General features: G+C 72.0%; 17 protein-coding genes. 11 read left to right on the top strand and 6 right to left on the bottom strand.

What is annotated here, in order from left to right:
• Positions 1-2 precede the first annotated feature (2 nt).
• Complete coding sequence (locus ACIQLL_RS16190; RefSeq protein WP_402469491.1) at positions 3-422, top strand: hypothetical protein; 420 nt, start codon at positions 3-5, stop codon at positions 420-422.
• 201 nt (positions 423-623) lie between these two features.
• A complete protein-coding gene (locus ACIQLL_RS16195; protein ID WP_402469348.1) occupies positions 624-2,012 on the top strand; it encodes a glycine--tRNA ligase in 1,389 nt (462 codons plus the stop codon).
• A gap of 83 nt (positions 2,013-2,095) precedes the next feature.
• Here ACIQLL_RS16195 and ACIQLL_RS16200 read toward each other — a convergent pair whose 3' ends face one another.
• The 4 genes from ACIQLL_RS16200 to ACIQLL_RS16215 form a co-directional block, all read right to left on the bottom strand.
• The gene (locus ACIQLL_RS16200; RefSeq protein WP_402469349.1) at positions 2,096-2,509 is read right to left on the bottom strand and encodes a type II toxin-antitoxin system VapC family toxin; all 414 of its coding nucleotides are present in this window, start codon (positions 2,507-2,509) and stop codon (positions 2,096-2,098) included.
• A complete protein-coding gene (locus tag ACIQLL_RS16205; protein ID WP_402469351.1) occupies positions 2,497-2,757 on the bottom strand; it encodes a hypothetical protein in 261 nt (86 codons plus the stop codon). Before ACIQLL_RS16205 ends, ACIQLL_RS16200 begins: the two co-directional genes overlap by 13 nt.
• A gap of 144 nt (positions 2,758-2,901) precedes the next feature.
• Positions 2,902-3,045 carry a hypothetical protein gene (locus ACIQLL_RS16210; protein WP_402469353.1) on the bottom strand — a complete coding sequence of 48 codons (144 nt, stop codon included), beginning with the start codon at positions 3,043-3,045 and terminating at the stop codon, positions 2,902-2,904.
• Between the two features lie 105 nt (positions 3,046-3,150).
• Entirely contained in the window at positions 3,151-3,306 is a 156-nt protein-coding gene (locus ACIQLL_RS16215) for a hypothetical protein (RefSeq protein WP_402469355.1), read from the bottom strand.
• Between the two features lie 134 nt (positions 3,307-3,440).
• Here ACIQLL_RS16215 and dusB point away from each other — a divergent pair, with 134 nt between their 5' ends.
• Complete coding sequence (gene dusB, locus ACIQLL_RS16220) at positions 3,441-4,613, top strand: tRNA dihydrouridine synthase DusB (protein ID WP_402469357.1); 1,173 nt, start codon at positions 3,441-3,443, stop codon at positions 4,611-4,613.
• 94 nt (positions 4,614-4,707) lie between these two features.
• Here the strand turns inward: dusB and ACIQLL_RS16225 are convergent, their stop codons facing one another.
• Together ACIQLL_RS16225 and ACIQLL_RS16230 are read right to left on the bottom strand one after the other, a co-directional pair.
• Positions 4,708-6,471: a glycoside hydrolase family 13 protein gene (locus ACIQLL_RS16225; RefSeq protein ID WP_402469360.1), complete on the bottom strand. Its 1,764-nt coding sequence runs from the start codon at positions 6,469-6,471 to the stop codon at positions 4,708-4,710.
• Between the two features lie 160 nt (positions 6,472-6,631).
• A complete protein-coding gene (locus ACIQLL_RS16230; RefSeq protein WP_402469362.1) occupies positions 6,632-7,654 on the bottom strand; it encodes a LacI family DNA-binding transcriptional regulator in 1,023 nt (340 codons plus the stop codon).
• 193 nt (positions 7,655-7,847) lie between these two features.
• On the opposite strand from ACIQLL_RS16230, the gene ACIQLL_RS16235 reads away from it, so the two are divergent.
• The 8 genes from ACIQLL_RS16235 to ACIQLL_RS16270 all read left to right on the top strand — a co-directional run bounded on the left by ACIQLL_RS16235 (position 7,848) and on the right by ACIQLL_RS16270 (position 16,994).
• Positions 7,848-9,101: a sugar ABC transporter substrate-binding protein gene (locus ACIQLL_RS16235; RefSeq protein ID WP_402469365.1), complete on the top strand. Its 1,254-nt coding sequence runs from the start codon at positions 7,848-7,850 to the stop codon at positions 9,099-9,101.
• A 68-nt stretch (positions 9,102-9,169) separates the two neighbouring features.
• Positions 9,170-10,822, top strand: coding sequence for an ABC transporter permease subunit (locus tag ACIQLL_RS16240; protein WP_402469366.1), 1,653 nt, complete (start codon positions 9,170-9,172; stop codon positions 10,820-10,822).
• Position 10,823: 1 nt separating this feature from the next.
• Positions 10,824-11,735, top strand: coding sequence for a sugar ABC transporter permease (locus ACIQLL_RS16245; protein ID WP_402469369.1), 912 nt, complete (start codon positions 10,824-10,826; stop codon positions 11,733-11,735).
• 54 nt (positions 11,736-11,789) lie between these two features.
• Positions 11,790-12,344 carry a hypothetical protein gene (locus ACIQLL_RS16250; RefSeq protein WP_402469371.1) on the top strand — a complete coding sequence of 185 codons (555 nt, stop codon included), beginning with the start codon at positions 11,790-11,792 and terminating at the stop codon, positions 12,342-12,344.
• Positions 12,345-12,383: 39 nt separating this feature from the next.
• On the top strand, positions 12,384-14,264 hold the full coding sequence (locus ACIQLL_RS16255; RefSeq protein WP_402469373.1) for a glycoside hydrolase family 13 protein: 1,881 nt from the start codon (positions 12,384-12,386) through the stop codon (positions 14,262-14,264).
• A gap of 64 nt (positions 14,265-14,328) precedes the next feature.
• Positions 14,329-14,835: a mycothiol transferase gene (locus ACIQLL_RS16260; protein ID WP_402469375.1), complete on the top strand. Its 507-nt coding sequence runs from the start codon at positions 14,329-14,331 to the stop codon at positions 14,833-14,835.
• A gap of 34 nt (positions 14,836-14,869) precedes the next feature.
• Positions 14,870-15,619 (top strand): metallophosphoesterase family protein, encoded by a 750-nt coding sequence (locus ACIQLL_RS16265; protein ID WP_402469378.1) that lies wholly within the window; start codon positions 14,870-14,872, stop codon positions 15,617-15,619.
• Positions 15,620-15,701: 82 nt separating this feature from the next.
• The gene (locus tag ACIQLL_RS16270) at positions 15,702-16,994 is read left to right on the top strand and encodes a deoxyguanosinetriphosphate triphosphohydrolase (RefSeq protein ID WP_402469483.1); all 1,293 of its coding nucleotides are present in this window, start codon (positions 15,702-15,704) and stop codon (positions 16,992-16,994) included.
• The last annotated feature ends 1 nt before the right edge of the window (position 16,995 follow it).

Here is a 16,995-nt window from a genome sequence, read left to right on the forward strand (position 1 = left end):
CGGTGACGTGCCGGGTCCTCAACCTTGCCCGCCAGCCGTACTACCGGTGGCTCGCCGCACCGGTCAGCGAGCGTGAGCTGGCCCAGGCCTATCTGGCCAACGCCCTGTTCGACGCTCACCGCGATGACCCGGAGTACGGGTACCGGCTGCTGGCCGACGAGGCACGCGAGGCCAGCCACGTCGCGTGCGACCGCACGATGTGGCGGGTCTGTCGGGACGGGCGCTGGTGGTCGGTGTTCGGCAAGAAGCGGTCGAAGAACGGCAAGCGGCCCGGCCCGCCCGCGCACGACGACCTCGTTCTGCGCGACTTCACCGCGGCGGCGCCGAACGAGCTGTGGCTGACCGATATCACCGAGCATCCCACCAGCGTCGGCAAGGTCTACCGGCTCAACGCAGATGCGGGTGTAGCGCTGGCTGGCTGAGCCGGTGCGGGGATGGGTCGAGGTCCCCGGGGATGATCGGAGCGCGTGCGCGTCCGAACGCGCGCGAGTCGTAGGGCGGGCGACGAGATCCTGGCGGACTGGGCGACCGGTAGGCTGGCTGCCGGTGCCCGTCGGGCGCCGCCCACCCATGCACATCAACCCCGCCGGAGCCACCTGCGGGGTCGACCTCAGGAGTGATCCGTGGCAGCATCCGCGACCGCCCAGCTCGACGCCGTCGTCTCCCTGGCCAAGCGCCGAGGTTTCGTGTTCCAGTCCGGCGAGATCTACGGCGGGACCCGCTCCGCGTGGGACTACGGCCCCCTGGGCGTCGAGCTGAAGGACAACATCAAGCGGCAGTGGTGGAAGGCGATGACCCGCCGGCCCGACGTCGTCGGCCTCGACTCGTCGGTCATCCTGCCCACGCCCGTGTGGAAGGCGTCGGGCCACCTCGGTGCGTTCACCGACCCGCTGACCGAGTGCCTGAGCTGCCACAAGCGGTTCCGCGAGGACCAGATGGTCGAGGAGTTCGAGGAGAAGAAGGGCCGCGCACCCGAGGGCGGTCTCGCCGAGATCGCCTGCCCCAACTGCGGCACGCGTGGCGAGTGGACCGAGCCGCGCGACTTCAACATGATGCTGTCCACCTACCTCGGCGCCGTCGAGGACGAGGCGGGCAAGCACTACCTGCGTCCGGAGACGGCGCAGGGCATCTTCGTGAACTTCGCTAACGTGGCGGCCGCGTCGCGGCAGAAGCCGCCGTTCGGCATCGCGCAGATCGGCAAGTCGTTCCGCAACGAGATCACGCCGGGCAACTTCATCTTCCGTACCCGTGAGTTCGAGCAGATGGAGATGGAGTTCTTCGTCGAGCCCGGCACGGACGCCGAGTGGCACCAGTACTGGATCGACACCCGCATGGCCTGGTACACGGGCCTGGGCATCGACCCGGAGAACCTGCGCCTGTACGAGCACCCGCAGGACAAGCTGTCGCACTACTCGACCCGCACCGTGGACATCGAGTACCGCTTCGGGTTCACGGGTTCCGAGTGGGGCGAGCTCGAGGGCATCGCCAACCGCACCGACTTCGACCTGTCGACGCACGCGGAGCACTCCGGCAAGGACCTGATGTACCGCGACCCGGTGACGAACGAGAAGTACTTCCCGTACGTCATCGAGCCGGCCGCCGGCCTGACCCGTTCCCTCATGGCGTTCCTCGTGGAGGCGTATGCCGAGGACGAGGCGCCCAACACCAAGGGCGGCGTCGACAAGCGCACCGTACTGCGCCTCGACAAGCGACTCGCCCCGGTCAAGGCCGCCGTGCTGCCGCTGTCCAAGAGCTCCGAGCTGCTGCCGACGGCGGAGAAGCTCGCCGCCGAGCTGCGCGAGCACTGGAACGTCGACCACGACGTCACCCAGGCGATCGGCAAGCGGTACCGCCGTCAGGACGAGATCGGCACGCCGTACTGCGTCACGGTCGACTTCGACACCCTGGACGACCAGGCCGTGACGATCCGCGACCGCGACACCATGGCGCAGGAGCGCGTGGCGCTCGACCAGGTGGCCGGCTACCTCGCCCAGCGGATGCCCGGGGTCTGACCCACGCTCCGACGCCGCCGCGTCGTCGCAGGTGACCGGGGGCCGTCCAACTGGGCGGCCCCCGGTCACGTCTGCGGCTGCTCTCAGTCGGTATCGGGCTCCGGTGCCCCGAGCACCGTGACGCCCCGAGCGCGGGCTTCACGCGCGACACGTCGGTCGAACGTCGCGAGGTCCGCCCCCAGGTGCTCGGCGGTCGCGAGGACGCAGGCGTCGGGCATCTTCAAGGACGTCGTCGCCCGGACCAGGGCGAGGGCTTCCGAGGCAGGGTCGCCGTCAGGCGATACGGAGAAGCCTGCGCGTTCGAGGCGGGCGCGCGCTTCGACCTGACCCCCGGTGCGAGCAGGCCCGACCAGGACCTCGGCCAGAGTCAGTGAGTGCAGCACGATGCGGTCCCGCCCATGGGTTCGCACGACGTCCCGCGCCGCGGCGTGATGTGCATGTCCGGGGTTGGCCGCCGCGATGACGACGTTCGCGTCGGCGACGATCACTCGTCCCACCCGGCGCGCACGTCGTCCAGATAGCCGTCGGGGTAGTGCGTGGCCAGCAGTGCCAGGTCGTCGACAGCGCGCTCGTGCTCGCGGTCGAGCGCGGAACCCTGCTGTTCGACCGTCGAGGCACCTTCCTCGATGAGATGTGCCAGAAGTCGACTCGTGGGTTCCCCCGGCCAGCGTCGACGGGCAACGGCGAGCGCATGGGAGATGGCCTCTGACTCGGTGATCGCATGGCGGGGCTTCGTCGTCGGCATCGCCAAAGTGTAGCACCGAGGCGGCAAGGTGTGACACCGATCGTGCCACTGCCCGACCGACAAGCAGCGGGGCCGTCCCGAAGGGGACGGCCCCGCTGCTGTCTTCCTGCTGTCCAGGAAGGGGTCGTGCTGAAGGGTAGGTCGCTATTTCGCTCGTCGCACGAGAGCCAGCACCAGGCTGACGACCAGCACGATGATGCCGACCCAGATCAGGAACTTCGCGATCCCCGCGAGCCCCAGGATCAGGAGCACGACACCGATGATGATCAGAATGAGCCAGAGTGGCACGTGGACCTCCTTCGTCCGTCGCGACAGGTCTTGTCACGACACGTAGTAAACGTTCCACAGGTCCCGACATGTCGCATCTCGACGCCGGACCTCCGCGGGGCCGGGTCAGCCGACCTTGCGGTTCCCCCGGTTGACCAGCACCAGGACGACGCCGACCACCATGGCGATGACGCCGACCCAGATGAAGAACTGGCCGAGGCCGACCAGGCCGAGGATGAGCGAGACGAGACCGGCGATGATGAGGACCAGCCAGAGTGCCATGAGTTTCCTTTCGTCGGGGCTGCGCCAGAATGCCACCGACGTCCTTTCTGGGCACGTCGGGACCGGCGGAGGGTGAGCAGCGCCACCGCTGCGCGTCACAGCCGGGCTCGGGGCGTGGATGGGAGAATGACGCCGTGAGCGCTGTCCTTCCTCCCCTGCAGATCGGCCCCCTGACGGTCGCGACCCCGGTCGTGCTCGCACCCATGGCCGGAGTCACCAACCGGGCGTTCCGCACCCTGTGCCGGCAGGCGGGCGAGTCCACCGGCTTCGACCCGGGCTTGTACGTCGCCGAGATGGTCACCTCGCGCGCGCTCGTGGAGCAAAACACCGAGGCGCTGCGCATCGTGACCTTCGGCGACGACGAGACGCCGCGCTCGGCGCAGGTCTACGGCGTCGACCCGGCCACGGTGGGCGAGGCCGTGCGCATCATCGCCAGAGAGGACCGGGCCGACCACGTCGACCTCAACTTCGGCTGCCCCGTGCCCAAGGTGACGCGCAAGGGCGGCGGTGCGGCGCTGCCGTGGAAGAAGCAGCTCTTCACCGACATCGTGCGCTCGGCGGTCCAGGCGGCGGAGCCGTACGGCATCCCCGTCACGGTCAAGATGCGCAAGGGCATCGACGAGGACCACCTCACCTACCTCGAGGCCGGCCGCACGGCCGAGTCCCTCGGCGTCGCCGCCGTCGCCCTGCACGCCCGGACCGCGGCCCAGCACTACTCGGGCACCGCGGACTGGGTGACGATCGCCCGGCTCAAGGAGGCCGTGCGTTCCGTCCCGGTGCTCGGCAACGGCGACGTGTGGGCCGCCGAGGACGCGATCCGCATGGTGGGGGAGACCGGGGCGGACGGCGTCGTCGTGGGCCGCGGCTGCCAGGGCAGGCCGTGGCTGTTCGCCGACCTGGCCGCAGCGTTCAACGGTTCGGACCTGCGGGTGCGCCCCGGGCTGCGCGAGGTCGCCGAGACGATCTACCGCCACGGCGAGCTGATGATCGAGTACTACGACGGCGACGAGGGCAAGGGCATGCGTGACCTGCGCAAGCACATGGCCTGGTACCTCAAGGGGTACGCCGTCGGGGGCGACGCCCGCCGTTCGCTGTCGATGGTCTCCACGCTGGCCGAGCTGCGGGAGCGGCTCGACGCGCTCGACCTGTCGCTGCCGTACCCCGGCGAGGACGCCGAGGGCCCGCGGGGGCGGGCCGGTTCGCCGAAGAAGCCGCACCTGCCCTACGGCTGGCTCGACTCGCGCGACCTGGACGCCGAGTTCGAGGCCAGGCTGCGCGAGGCGGAGCTCAGCGTCTCCGGCGGCTGACCCGGTCCGGACCACCCGACGCTGTGGGCATGAAATCGACGGTTGTCCATCGATGGACAACCGTCGATTTCATGCCCACAGCGTCGGGGGTGGGTCAGGCGCGCAGCCAGACCGTCGTGTCGGCGGGCACGACGACGGTCGTGTCGTCGAGCCCGGGCGCCAGCGGACCCGAGGCGAGCAGCACCTCGCCGGCCCCCGGGATCTCGACCGGCTCGGCGCCGAGGTTCGCCACCACGACCACGTCGAGGTTGCGCAGCGCCACGACGTCGCCGGAATCCTCCCAGCCCGCCAGCCACGTCAGACCGCCGTGACCGAGTCCCTCGGCCCGGCGGGTGGCCAGCGCCGCCCGGTACAGCTCGAGCGTGGATCCCTCGACCCCGTCCTGGACGTCGGCGGCGTACCGCGCGTACGCCTCCGGCTGCGGCAGCCAGGTCGCACCGGTGGGTCCGAACCCGAGCCCGGGGGCGTCGGCGGACCACGGCAGCGGCACCCGGCAGCCGTCGCGGCCGGCCTCGGCACCCTGGGTGCGGAAGTGCGCCGGGTCCTGGCGCACGTCGTTCGGCATGGTCGTGTGCTCGGGCAGCCCGAGCTCCTCGCCCTGGTACAGGTAGGCGGATCCCGGCAGGCCCAGCATGAGCAGCGACGCCGCCCGGCCGCGCCGCAGGCCGAGCTCCTCGTCGGGCTGCGGGTCGGTGGCGAAGACGCCGTTCGGCCGCACGCCGGGGTTCGGCAGGCCGAGCCGGGTCACGTGCCGCACGACGTCGTGGTTGGACAGCACCCAGGTGGTGGGTGCGCCGACCTCGTCGTTGGCGCGGTACGACGCCGCGATCACGCGTCGCAGCGCGGCGGCGTCCCAGCCGGTGGTCAGGAAGGAGAAGTTGAACGCCTGGTGCATCTCGTCGGGACGGACGTACCGGGCCAGGCGGGACAGGGGCTCCACCCAGGCCTCGGCGACCAGGCAGCGGTCGCCGTCGTACTCGGCGAGCACCTCGTGCCAGGACCGGTAGATCTCGTGGACGCCGTCCTGGTCGAACATCGGGCCCTGGTTGCCGGCGCCGGTGGAACCGTCCTCGGGCGCGCCCGGCTCGGACTCCTCGTCGGACGTGCCGCCGTCGACCATCGACACGTGGCCGTGCCAGTCGGGCAGCCCGTCGGCCTTGACCATGCCGTGCGCCACGTCCACGCGGAACCCGTCCACGCCCTTGTCGAGCCAGAACCGCAGGACGTCGACGAACTCGGCGCGCACCTCGGGCCGGTTCCAGTCGAGGTCGGGCTGGGTCGAGTCGAACAGGTGCAGGTACCACTGGCCGTCGGGCAGGCGCGTCCAGGCCGGCCCGCCGAAGATGGACTGCCAGTTGTTCGGCGGCTCGGCGCCGTCGGGGCCCTGGCCGTCGCGGAAGATGTAGCGGGCGCGCTCGGGGGAGCCGGGCTCCGCGGCCAGCGCCGCCTGGAACCAGGCGTGCTGGTCGGAGGTGTGGTTGGGGACCAGGTCGACGATGACGCGCATGCCGCGGTCGTGCGCGCCGGCCAGCATGGTGTCGAAGTCGTCGAGCGTGCCGAACAGCGGGTCGACGTCGCGGTAGTCGGCGACGTCGTAGCCGGCGTCGTTCTGCGGGGACCGGTAGAACGGCGAGAGCCACACCGCGTCGATGCCCAGCGCCTGCAGGTGGTCGAGCCGCGCCGTGATGCCCGGGATGTCGCCGATCCCGTCTCCGTTGCCGTCGGCGAAGGAGCGCGGGTAGACCTGGTAGATCACGGCGTCGCGCCACCACTGGCGGGACGCGCGCGACCCGACGTGCACGGTGGTCCCCTCCTGGAGGGCTTCCGGGGTGGGGGTGGTCGGCTCGGTGGTGGCCATGCGGTGGTCCTCGCGATGATCGGTGGCGGGTTCGGCGTTCGAGTGTAACCGTTGCTGCAACGTTTGCAGGGCGGCTGCGGGAGGCGTTCGGGCGTGTCGAGGCGTGGGCACCAGCCTGCGCGGAGTCCGTGCGCCGCGCAACGTCCCCGGTCGGGGCCGGTCAGTGCCGCGGCACGGGGCCGGTCGAGCCCCGCACGACCAGCTCGGGGGAGAAGAGCAGCTCGGTGCGCGGCGCGCGGTCGCCGCCGATCTCGGTGAGCAGGGCGCTCACCGCGGCGTGCGCCATCGCCTCGACGGGCTGGCGCACCGTGGTCAGCGGGGGCTCGGTGAACGCGATGAGGGGGGCGTCGTCGTACCCGACGACCGAGACGTCGTCGGGCACCTTGAGCCCCTGGGAGCGGGCGGCGCGCACGGCGCCCAAGGCCATGAGGTCCGAGCCGCACACGACGGCGGTGTGACCGGAGGCGAAGAGCTCCCCGGCCGCGGCCTGGCCGCCCTCGAGCGTGTACAGCGTGCTGATGGCGTGCGCGCGCGCCGCCGGCTCGTCGTCGGCCAGGCCGTGCCGCACGAGCGCCCGGGAGAACGCCGCTACCTTGCGGCGGGCGGGCACGTAGCGCTCGGGCCCGATGGACAGCCCGATGCGCCGGTGACCCAGCGTGACCAGGTGCTGGACCGCGACGTCGACGGCCTCGGCGTCGTCGGGGGAGACGAACGGGGCGTCGATGTCGTCGGCGTAGCCGTTGACCAGGACGATGGGCACGCCCTGGCCCGTCAGCAGCTCGTAGCGCCGGTGGCTGGCCCGGGTGTCCGCGTGCAGGCCGGAGACGAACACGATGCCGTCCACCGAGTGGTCCACCAGGGTCGAGACGTACTCGTCCTCGGTGGTGCCGCCCGGCGCCTGCGTGCACAGCAGCGGGGTGTAGCCGCGCTGCGCCAGGACCGACTCGATCGCCTGGGCGAACGCGGGGAAGACGGGGTTGGTCAGCTCCGGCACCACGAGCCCGACCAGGCCGGCGGAACGGCTGCGCAACGCCGACGGGCGTTCGTACCCGAGGACGTCCAGCGCGGCCAGCACCGACTGGCGGGTGGAGCTCGCGACGCCGGGCTTGCCGTTGAGCACGCGCGACACCGTCGCGGTGGAGACCCCGGCCTGTTCGGCCAGGTCGCTCAGACGGGTACGCACGCCTGTGATCGTAGGGGACAACGGTTCTCCTCGGTCGGTGACGCCCGGCAGGCGGACGCCCCCGCGGCACTGCGTTGCAGAAACGTTATTGCAAGATCTTGCAAAACGCGAACAGACCTCATACATTCATCCCTCAGCAGGGCCCACCGGCGCACCCGCCACCGGGCCACCGAACGATGCTGGGAGTACCCCGATGCGACGGAGCATCCTTCTCGCCTCCGCCCTGGTCGCCACGCTCGCCCTGTCGGCCTGCGGGACCGACGACACGGCCGAGCCGGCCGAAGGCACCGCCGACGACACCGCGACCGAGGCGGCCGGCGACGACATGGCCGACGGCGGCACGCTGACGGTCTGGGTCGACGAGACCCGCCAGGCCGCCGTCGAGGCCGCGGCCGAGGACTTCACCGCCGAGACCGGCACCGAGGTCGAGACCGTCCTCAAGCCCTTCGAGGACATCCGGGCCGACTTCATCGCCCAGGTTCCCACGGGCGAGGGCCCCGACGTGACCGTCGGCGCCCACGACTGGCTCGGTGAGCTCATCACCAACGGCGTCGTGGCCCCCGTCGAGCTCGGCGACAAGGCCGGCGAGTTCGAGGACGTCGCCGTCCAGGCGTTCACCGCCGACGGCGCCGTCTACGGACTGCCCTACGCGATCGAGAACATCGCGCTGATCCGCAACACCGAGCTCGCCGACTCCGCGCCGGCCACCTGGGACGACGCGATCGCGATGGGCAAGGACGCGGGCACCAAGTACCCGTTCCTCATCCAGACCTCGACCGAGGGTGACCCGTACACCTTCTACCCGTTCCAGACCTCGTTCGGTGCGCCCGTGTTCGAGCAGAACGACGACGGCTCGTACTCGCCCGAGCTCGCCATGACCGGCGACGCCGGCGAGGCCTACGCCCAGTGGCTCGCCGACCAGGGCGCGAACGGCAACCTGAGCACGGACATCACCTACGACATCGCGGTCGAGGCGTTCGCCCAGGGCAAGTCGCCGTTCATCGTGGGCGGTCCGTGGATGCTGGACCAGTTCTCCGACCTCGACCTGTCGATCGACCCGGTGCCGGCCGCCGGCGACGAGGCCGCCCAGCCGTTCGTGGGCGTCCAGGGCTTCTACGTCAGCGCCCAGAGCGAGAACGCGCTGCTGGCGAACGACTTCCTCGTGAACTACCTGTCCACCGAGGACGCCCAGACCGCGCTGTTCGAGGCGGGTGGCCGCCCGCCGGCCCTGACCGCCGCTGCCGACGCCGCGTCGTCGGACCCGATCGTGGCGGGCTTCCGCGAGGTCGGCGCCGAGGCCGTGCCGATGCCGTCCATCCCGGAGATGGGTTCCGTGTGGGCCTTCTGGGGCGTGACCGAGGCCAACATCATCTCCGGCTCGGCCAAGGACCCGGCCAAGGCCTGGGACAAGATGAACTCCGACATCGAGGGCGCCCTCGGCTCCTGACGTCCTGACCTCTCGTGACGGGCCGTGGCAGTCGCCACGGCCCGTCACGCGACCCCGGAAGGCCCCCGATGAGCGACCTGCAGCAGCCCGGCGCCCCGAGCGCCGTCGCCGAGCGACCCGACGCGGCCACCGGCGCCACCCCTCCTGACGCCCCCCGCCGCCGGCGGGTCCGTCCCGACGAGTCCCACGCCCGCCGCTACGGCGCCGGGTTCCTGGTCAAGCTGGCGATCATGGCCGTCGCGGACGCGTTCGGCGTCTACGTCCTGTGGTCCGCGTGGGTCGCGGAGTCGTGGGTCGTCCTCGGCGCCATGCTGGCGATGCTGGCCGTGGTCAACTGGGTGTACTTCTCCCGGCGCACCGTGCCGATGAAGTACGTCGTGCCCGGACTGATCTTCCTGTTCACGTTCCAGATCTTCACGATCGCCTACACCGGGTGGGTGGCCTTCACCAACTACGGCGACGGGCACAACTCCACCAAGGACGACGCGATCACGGCGCTGCTCGCGCAGAACGAGCGCCGCGTCGAGGGGTCGCCCGCCCTGCCCCTGACCGTGGTGGACGACGGCGGCACGCTCGGCTTCGCCGTCGTCGAACCGGACGGCACGACGGCGGTGGGCGACGCCGAGCAGCCGCTCGAGCCCGTCGGGGCCACCGTCGCCGACGGGCAGATCACCGCCGTGGACGGCTGGGAGGTCCTGGACCGTCAGGACGTCATCGCCCGCCAGGGGGAGGTCACCGACCTGCGGGTGCCCGTCTCGGACGACCCGAACGCCGGCTCGATCCGCACCCAGGACGCGCGGACCGGCTACACCTACACCCCGACGCTCGTGTACGACGAGACCGCCGACACGATGACGGACACCGTCACCGGCGCCGTCTACACCCCGAACGACGACGGCCAGTTCGAGGCGGCGGACGGCAGCACGCTCGACGTGGGCTGGCGGGTGTTCGTCGGGTTCGACAACTTCACCACCGCCTTCAGCGACTCCCGGTACGCCGGACCGTTCTTCCAGGTGGTCGTGTGGACCTTCGTGTTCGCGATCGCGTCCGTGGCCACCACGTTCCTGCTGGGGATGTTCCTGGCGTCGGTGTTCAACGCACCGTTGCGGGGCCGGCGGGTCTACCGCACGCTCCTCATCCTGCCGTACGCGATCCCCGGCTTCGTGGCGCCGCTGCTGTGGTCCGGCCTGCTCAACCGCAGCTTCGGGTTCGTCAACCAGGTGCTCCTGGGAGGCGCGGCGATCCCGTGGCTGACCGACCCCTGGCTCGCGAAGCTGTCCCTGATCGGCGTCAACCTGTGGCTCGGTTTCCCGTACATGTTCCTCATCTGCACCGGCGCGCTGCAGTCGTTGCCGTCGGACGTGCTGGAGGCCGCCAAGATCGACGGCGCGGGCCGGTTGCGGACCTGGCGCTCGGTGACGATGCCGCTGCTGCTGGTCTCCACGACGCCGCTGCTCATCTCCAGCTTCGCGTTCAACTTCAACAACTTCGCCCTGGTGTACATGCTCACCGGCGGTGGTCCACGGTTCGAGGACGCGTCCGTGCCGCTGGGTCACACCGACATCCTCATCACGATGGTCTACTCCGTGGCAGGGCTCGACGGCACGGCCCCGAAGAACTTCGGGCTGGCCAGCGCGCTGTCCATCGTCATCTTCGTGATCATCGCGACGATCTCGGCCGTCGCCTTCAAGCGGACCCGCTCGCTCGAGGAGATCAACTGACATGACCACCGTCTCGCTCCGCGGGAGCCGCACCGCGCGCCCCGCCCCCGATGCGCCCCGTCGCCGGACCGCCGGCCGGTGGTTCGCCGAGGACGGCTGGCGCCACCTCGTCGGCGTCGTGTTCGTCGTCTACGCCGTCTTCCCGATCGTGTACGTCCTGTCGGCGTCGTTGTCCGAGGGCGGCACCCTGACCGGGTCGAACCAGCTCTTCGACACGGTCAGCGGCGCCAACTACGCGGCGCTCGGCGGCACCATGTTCTGGTCGTGGGTCGCCAACTCCGTGCAGGTGGCCGTCGTGACGGCGATCGGCACCGTGCTCATGGGCGCGGCGGCCGCCTACGCCTTCAGCCGGTTCCGGTTCCAGGGCCGGCGCGCCGGTCTGACGACCCTGCTGATCATCCAGATGTTCCCGCAGATGCTCGCCTTCGTGGCGATCTTCCTGCTGCTCATCAGCCTCGGCGAGGTCGTCCCGGCGCTCGGCCTGAACTCCAAGGTCGCGCTGATCTGCGTCTACCTGGGCGGAGCGCTCGGCGTGAACACGTTCCTCATGTACGGGTTCTTCAACACGATCCCGCGTGAGCTCGACGAGGCGGCGAAGATCGACGGCGCCACCCATGCCCAGACGTACTGGACGATCATCCTGCGGCTGGTCACGCCGATCCTGGCCGTCGTGGCGCTGCTGTCGATCATCGCCACGTTCGGCGAGTTCGTCATCGCGCGCGTGCTGCTGCAGTCGGAGGCGAACTGGACCCTCGCCGTCGGGCTCTACTCCTGGGTGTCCAGCCTGCTCGAGGCCAACTGGGGGCTCTTCGCGGCCGGCGCGGTGATCTCCACCATCCCGATCCTCGCGCTGTTCCTGTTCCTGCAGAAGTACATCGTCGGCGGGCTGACCGCCGGGTCGGTGAAGGGCTGAGGAACTTCTGCCCGGGCTGTGGCGGGCCTCACACCACGGCTCTAGCCTGGGCACATGACCGACGACACGCGCAGCTACACCCCGGACCTCGGGCGGCTCACCGACGCCGCCGACGACTCCTTCTCCGTGCGCCGCGCGTACGGGGAGGCCTACGAGCACCAAGGACAGCTCCTCATCCCCGTCGCCAAGGTGTGGGGCGGCATCGGGACCGGCTCGGGCGGCGCCGCCGGCAGCGGCACCGGGCACGGGTCCGGCCAGGGCACCGGCACCGGCAAGGGGTCCGGTCACCTGGCCGGCTGGTCGAAGTCGTTCCGGGTCGGCTCGGCCGACGCGGAGGGCGACGACGGCAAGGGCTCGGACGCGGGCGACGCCTCGGGCGACGCCCAGGGTGAGCTCCGCGGCGAGACGCACGGCGAGGGCAGCGGGGAGGGAGGCGGCGGTGGCGGCGGCTACGGGCTGCAGGTCAAGCCGCTCGGCGTCTTCGTGGTCTCGGCGGAGGGGGCTCGCTGGCAGCCCGTGCTCGACCTGAACAAGGTGATCCTCGGCGGACAGATCGTCGGGGTCGCGATCGCGCTCGCCGCCGGGTGGGCCATCGGTCGACGCCGCTGACCTCGGTCGGCGGCACCGGCCGCCGACCGAGAGGACAGCATGACCCGCACGCCGCACCTGCTCGACCTGCCCCACCACGACGGCTCGTCCGTCCACGTCCCGGCCGGCACGCCCGCGCTCGGCGACACGGTGCCCGTCCGCGTGCGGGTGCCGCACGCGTCCGGCGCCGGGCGGGTGTGGCTGCGCACGGTGCGCGACGGCGAGCCGCGGCTCGTGGAGGCCCTGCCCGACGGCGGCACGGACGGCGAGGCCGTCTTCGCGGCCGACGTCGTGGTGCACAACCCCGTGGTGCCGTACCGGTTCCTGCTCGAGTCGCCCGGCGGGTACCGCTGGCTCGACGGACGCGGGGTGCACGACCGCGACGTGTCCGACGCCGGCAGCTTCCGGCTGAGCACGCACGCGCCGGCGCCCGACTGGTTGGCGGACGGGCCGGTCTACCAGATCTTCCCCGACCGGTTCGCGCGGTCGGCGGCGGCGTCCTCGCGCCCGCTGCCGGACTGGGCCGCGCCGGCCGCCTGGGACGACGAGCCCGCCGGCACCGGCGTGCTGGCCGGGACGCAGCTCTACGGCGGCGACCTGGACGGGATCGTCGACCACCTCGATCACCTCGCGGCGCTCGGTGTCGGCACCGTCTACCTCACGCCCGTGTTCCCCGGCCGGTCCAACCACCGCTACGACGCCTCGAGCTTCGACCACGTCGACCCGCTGCTCGGCGGCGACGCCGCCTACGCCCGGTTGTCCGCGGCGGTGCACGCCCGCGGGATGCGGCTGATGGGCGACATCACCACCAACCACACCGGGCAGGACCACGAGTGGTTCCGCCGGGCCCTGGCGGACCCGGCCTCGCCCGAGCACGGCATGTACGTCTGGGCCGAGCCGGGCGGACCCGACGTGGCGACGACGCCGGCCGGCGAGGGCTATGCCGCGTGGCTCGGCTTCGGCTCCCTGCCCAAGCTCGACTGGTCCTCGCCGCAGACCTGGCGGCGCATGGTCACCGGTGACGACGCCCCGATCGGGCGGTACCTGCGTGCCCCGTTCGACCTGGACGGCTGGCGGGTCGACGTCGCCAACATGACCGGCCGGTGGGGGAGCGACGACCGCACCCACGCCGTCGCGCGCGAGCTGCGTGCCGCCGTCGTGCAGGACGCCCCGCACGGGGCCCTGATCGCCGAGCACTTCCACGATGCGACCGACGACCTGCTGGCCGGCGGCTGGCACGCGAACATGAACTACACGGGCTTCACCCGCCCGGCGTGGTCGTGGCTCGCGGTGGACGGCTCGCCGGTGGCGGCCCACGGGCTGCCCGTCGCGGGGGCGCGCCGCCCGGCGGGGGCGATGGTGGCCACGATGCGGGAGTTCGGCGCGTCCGTGCCCTGGTCGGTGACCGCCCGCCAGTGGAACCTGCTCGGCTCGCACGACACCCCCCGGTTGCGCACCGTCGTCGGGTCGGCGCAGGCCGCCGAGGTCGCCGCCGCGCTGCTGTTCACCTACCCGGGCACGCCCGTGGTGTTCGCCGGGGACGAGGTGGGGGCCACGGGGGACAACGGCGAGCACGCGCGCACCACCATGGCCTGGGACCAGGGCGCGCGCGGTGGCGGGTCGCGGTGGGACGCCGCGACCCTGGACGTCTACCGGCGCCTGTCGGCGGTGCGGCGCGCCTCGCCCGCGCTGAGCGACGGCGGCATGCGGTGGGCCGTGGTGGCCGACGACGCCGTGGTGTTCCTGCGCGAGACCCCGACGGAGCGCGTGCTGGTGGTGCTGGCGCGGGCGCCCTGGCAGGGTGCGGTGCTGCCGGGCCGGCTGCTGGCCCCGGGCGCCACGCCGGAGCGCCTGTACGGCGACGTCCCGGTCACGGCCGGACCCGGGGGACTGGCGATCCCGGGCGACGGGCCCGGCGTCGGCGTCCACCGCCTGGCCTGAGCGGTCGCGGATCCGCTCGGCAGGGGGCACCGTGGGCCCAGGACGACCACGGACGGAGGCCACGGTGGAAGGCATCGAAGTGCTCGAGGACCTGTACTCGCGGATCGGCCCGACGGTGCGCCGCGGGGTCGAAGGGCTGACGGCGCACGAGCTGACCGCGCGGGTCGATCCGGGGGCGAACACCATCGCCTGGCTGACCTGGCACATCGGCCGCGGGCAGGACGTGCAGGTCTCCGCGGCGTGCGGCCGCGAGCAGGTCTGGACCGCGGGCGGCTGGGACGAGAAGTTCGCTCTCCCGTTCGGCCCGGAGGACACCGGATTCGGTCACACCCCCGACGACGTCGCCCAGGTGCAGGCCTCGGCCGAGCTGTTGCTCGGCTACGTCCAGGACGTGCAGAACGAGTCGCTCGACGTCCTGACCGGCCTGGCCGACGCGGACCTCGACGTCGTCGTCGACCAGGCGTGGGACCCGCCGGTCACGCTCGGCGCCCGGCTGGTCTCGGTGGCCGCGGACGCCCTGCAGCACGCCGCGCAGATCGCGTTCGTCCGGGGCATGCTTGAACGGCGCTGACCCCCGGTCCCGCCGGTTGTGGGAGCATCGACGCGTGGCCACCGAGCAGATCGCGATCGTCTCCGACGTCCACGGCAACCTCACCGCGCTCGACGCCGTCCTCGCGGACGTCGCCCGGCGCGGGATCACCCGGATCGTCAACCTCGGCGACGACGCCGGCAAGGGTCCCCGCGGCAGCGCCGTCGTCGACCGACTCACCGCGGTCTGCGAGGCCGACGTGCGCGGCAACTGGGACGACTTCCTGCCCGGCATCGCCGACGACGGGCCCGCGGAGATGGTCTGGTGGCGCGACGAGCTGCGACCGGACCAGCGCGAGCGGATCGCCGCCAAGCCGCTGTGCCACGACCTGCAGCTCTCCGGGCGCCGCATCCGGCTGTTCCACGCCTCGGCCACCAGCGTCCACACCCGCGTGCACTTCGACCACACCCCCGAGGAGTTCGCCGGCATGTTCGCCACCACCGACCTCACCGGCCCCGGCCCCGAACCCACCCTGGTCGGGTACGGCGACGTCCACGACGCCTACGTGGAGACCTTCCGGGGCCGCACCCTGTTCAACGTCGGCAGCGTCGGCAACTCCCTGGACGAACCCACCGCCTGCTACACGATCCTCGACGGGGTGCCCGACGCCGACCGGCCCGCCCCGTTCGGTCTGCAGCACGTGCGCGTGCCCTACGACGTCGAGGCCGAGCTCGCCGTCGCGCGCGACCTGGGCATGCCCCAGTACGAACCCTGGGCGCAGGAGCTGCGCACCGCCGTCTACCGCGGTCTGCAGCCCGCCAGGTAGGGTCCCGGACGGAGCGTCGGCGCCGCTCGGTAGGCTGACCTGCGTGCAGACGTTCTCGCAGGACGCGTTCGACCCCGCCGTGGTGGGGACCGGGCCGCGCCCCGTCCCCGGCGAGGAGGGGACGGCGTCGTACACCGACGCCGACACCGAACGCTGGGCCGCCGAACCTCCGAAGTCCAAGCACCGCACGCCGTTCGAGCGCGACCGCGCCCGCGTGGTGCACTCCTCCGGGCTGCGGCGCCTGGGCGCCAAGACCCAGGTCCTGACCCCGGGCAGCGACGACTTCGTGCGCACCCGCCTCACGCACTCGCTCGAGGTCGCGCAGGTCGGCCGCGAGATGGGCCGGGCGCTGGGCTGCGATCCCGACCTGGTCGACACCGCCTGCCTCACCCACGACCTGGGCCACCCGCCGTTCGGGCACAACGGGGAGCGGGCGCTCGCGGAGGTCGCCGCGGACATCGGCGGGTTCGAGGGCAACGCCCAGACGTTGCGGCTGCTCACGCGGCTGGAGCCGAAGATCATCGCCGACGACGGCGCCCCGCGCGGGCTCAACCTGACGCGCGCCTCGCTCGACGCCAGCGTGAAGTACCCGTGGCGGCTCGGCGAGGGGCCTGCCCGGCCGGACGGGCGCGCGACGCACAAGTTCGGCGTCTACCCGGACGACGCCGAGGTCTTCGCCTGGCTGCGGCAGGGCGCCCCGCGCGGTGGCGTGCGCTGCATGGAGGCACAGGTCATGGACCTCGCGGACGACATCAGCTACTCGGTGCACGACGTCGAGGACGCCGTCGTCGGCGGTCGGGTCGACCTGCGACTGCTCCACGACACCGAGGAACGGTCGCGGATCGTGGACCACGTGCGCTCCTGGTACGGCGACTGGCACGACCCGGACGCGCTGGACGCCGCGCTGTGCCGCCTGCGGGACACCGGCTACCTGGTCACGGACTTCGACGGCTCACGCCGGTCACTGGCCGCGTTGAAGGACGCCACGAGCCAGCTCATCGGGCGCTTCAGCGGCGCCGCCCAGCGCGCCACCCGCGAGATCTACGGCGAGGGGCCGCTCACCCGCTACTCGGCGCGGCTCGTCGTCCCGGACGAGACCGCCGACGAGATCCTGGCGCTCAAGGGCGTCGCGGTCACCTACGTCATGGCACCGCGGGAGTCCGAACCGGTCTACGCCGCGCAGCGCGACATCGTCGTCGACCTGGTCGAGGCCCTGACGGACCGGGCGCCGCTGGCCCTGGAGCCCGCGTTCGCCGCGGACTGGCGTGACGCCGCGGACGACGCCGCGCGGCTGCGGGTCGCCGTCGACCAGGTCGCATCCCTCACGGACGTCTCGGCGATGCAGCTCCACGTCCGATTGGTGCGCGGCGACTGAC

It is taken from the genome of Isoptericola aurantiacus (assembly GCF_044769875.1).
Lineage (GTDB): Bacteria > Actinomycetota > Actinomycetes > Actinomycetales > Cellulomonadaceae > Isoptericola > Isoptericola aurantiacus.

Coding starts and splice junctions, on each gene's coding strand:
- ACIQLL_RS16235 (WP_402469365.1), top strand. CDS start 7,848: ATGCGACGGAGCATCCTTCTCGCCTCCGCCCTGGTCGCCACGCTCGCC.
- ACIQLL_RS16240 (WP_402469366.1), top strand. CDS start 9,170: ATGAGCGACCTGCAGCAGCCCGGCGCCCCGAGCGCCGTCGCCGAGCGA.
- ACIQLL_RS16245 (WP_402469369.1), top strand. CDS start 10,824: ATGACCACCGTCTCGCTCCGCGGGAGCCGCACCGCGCGCCCCGCCCCC.
- ACIQLL_RS16205 (WP_402469351.1), bottom strand. CDS start 2,757: ATGCCGACGACGAAGCCCCGCCATGCGATCACCGAGTCAGAGGCCATC.
- ACIQLL_RS16255 (WP_402469373.1), top strand. CDS start 12,384: ATGACCCGCACGCCGCACCTGCTCGACCTGCCCCACCACGACGGCTCG.
- ACIQLL_RS16215 (WP_402469355.1), bottom strand. CDS start 3,306: ATGGCACTCTGGCTGGTCCTCATCATCGCCGGTCTCGTCTCGCTCATC.
- ACIQLL_RS16250 (WP_402469371.1), top strand. CDS start 11,790: ATGACCGACGACACGCGCAGCTACACCCCGGACCTCGGGCGGCTCACC.
- ACIQLL_RS16225 (WP_402469360.1), bottom strand. CDS start 6,471: ATGGCCACCACCGAGCCGACCACCCCCACCCCGGAAGCCCTCCAGGAG.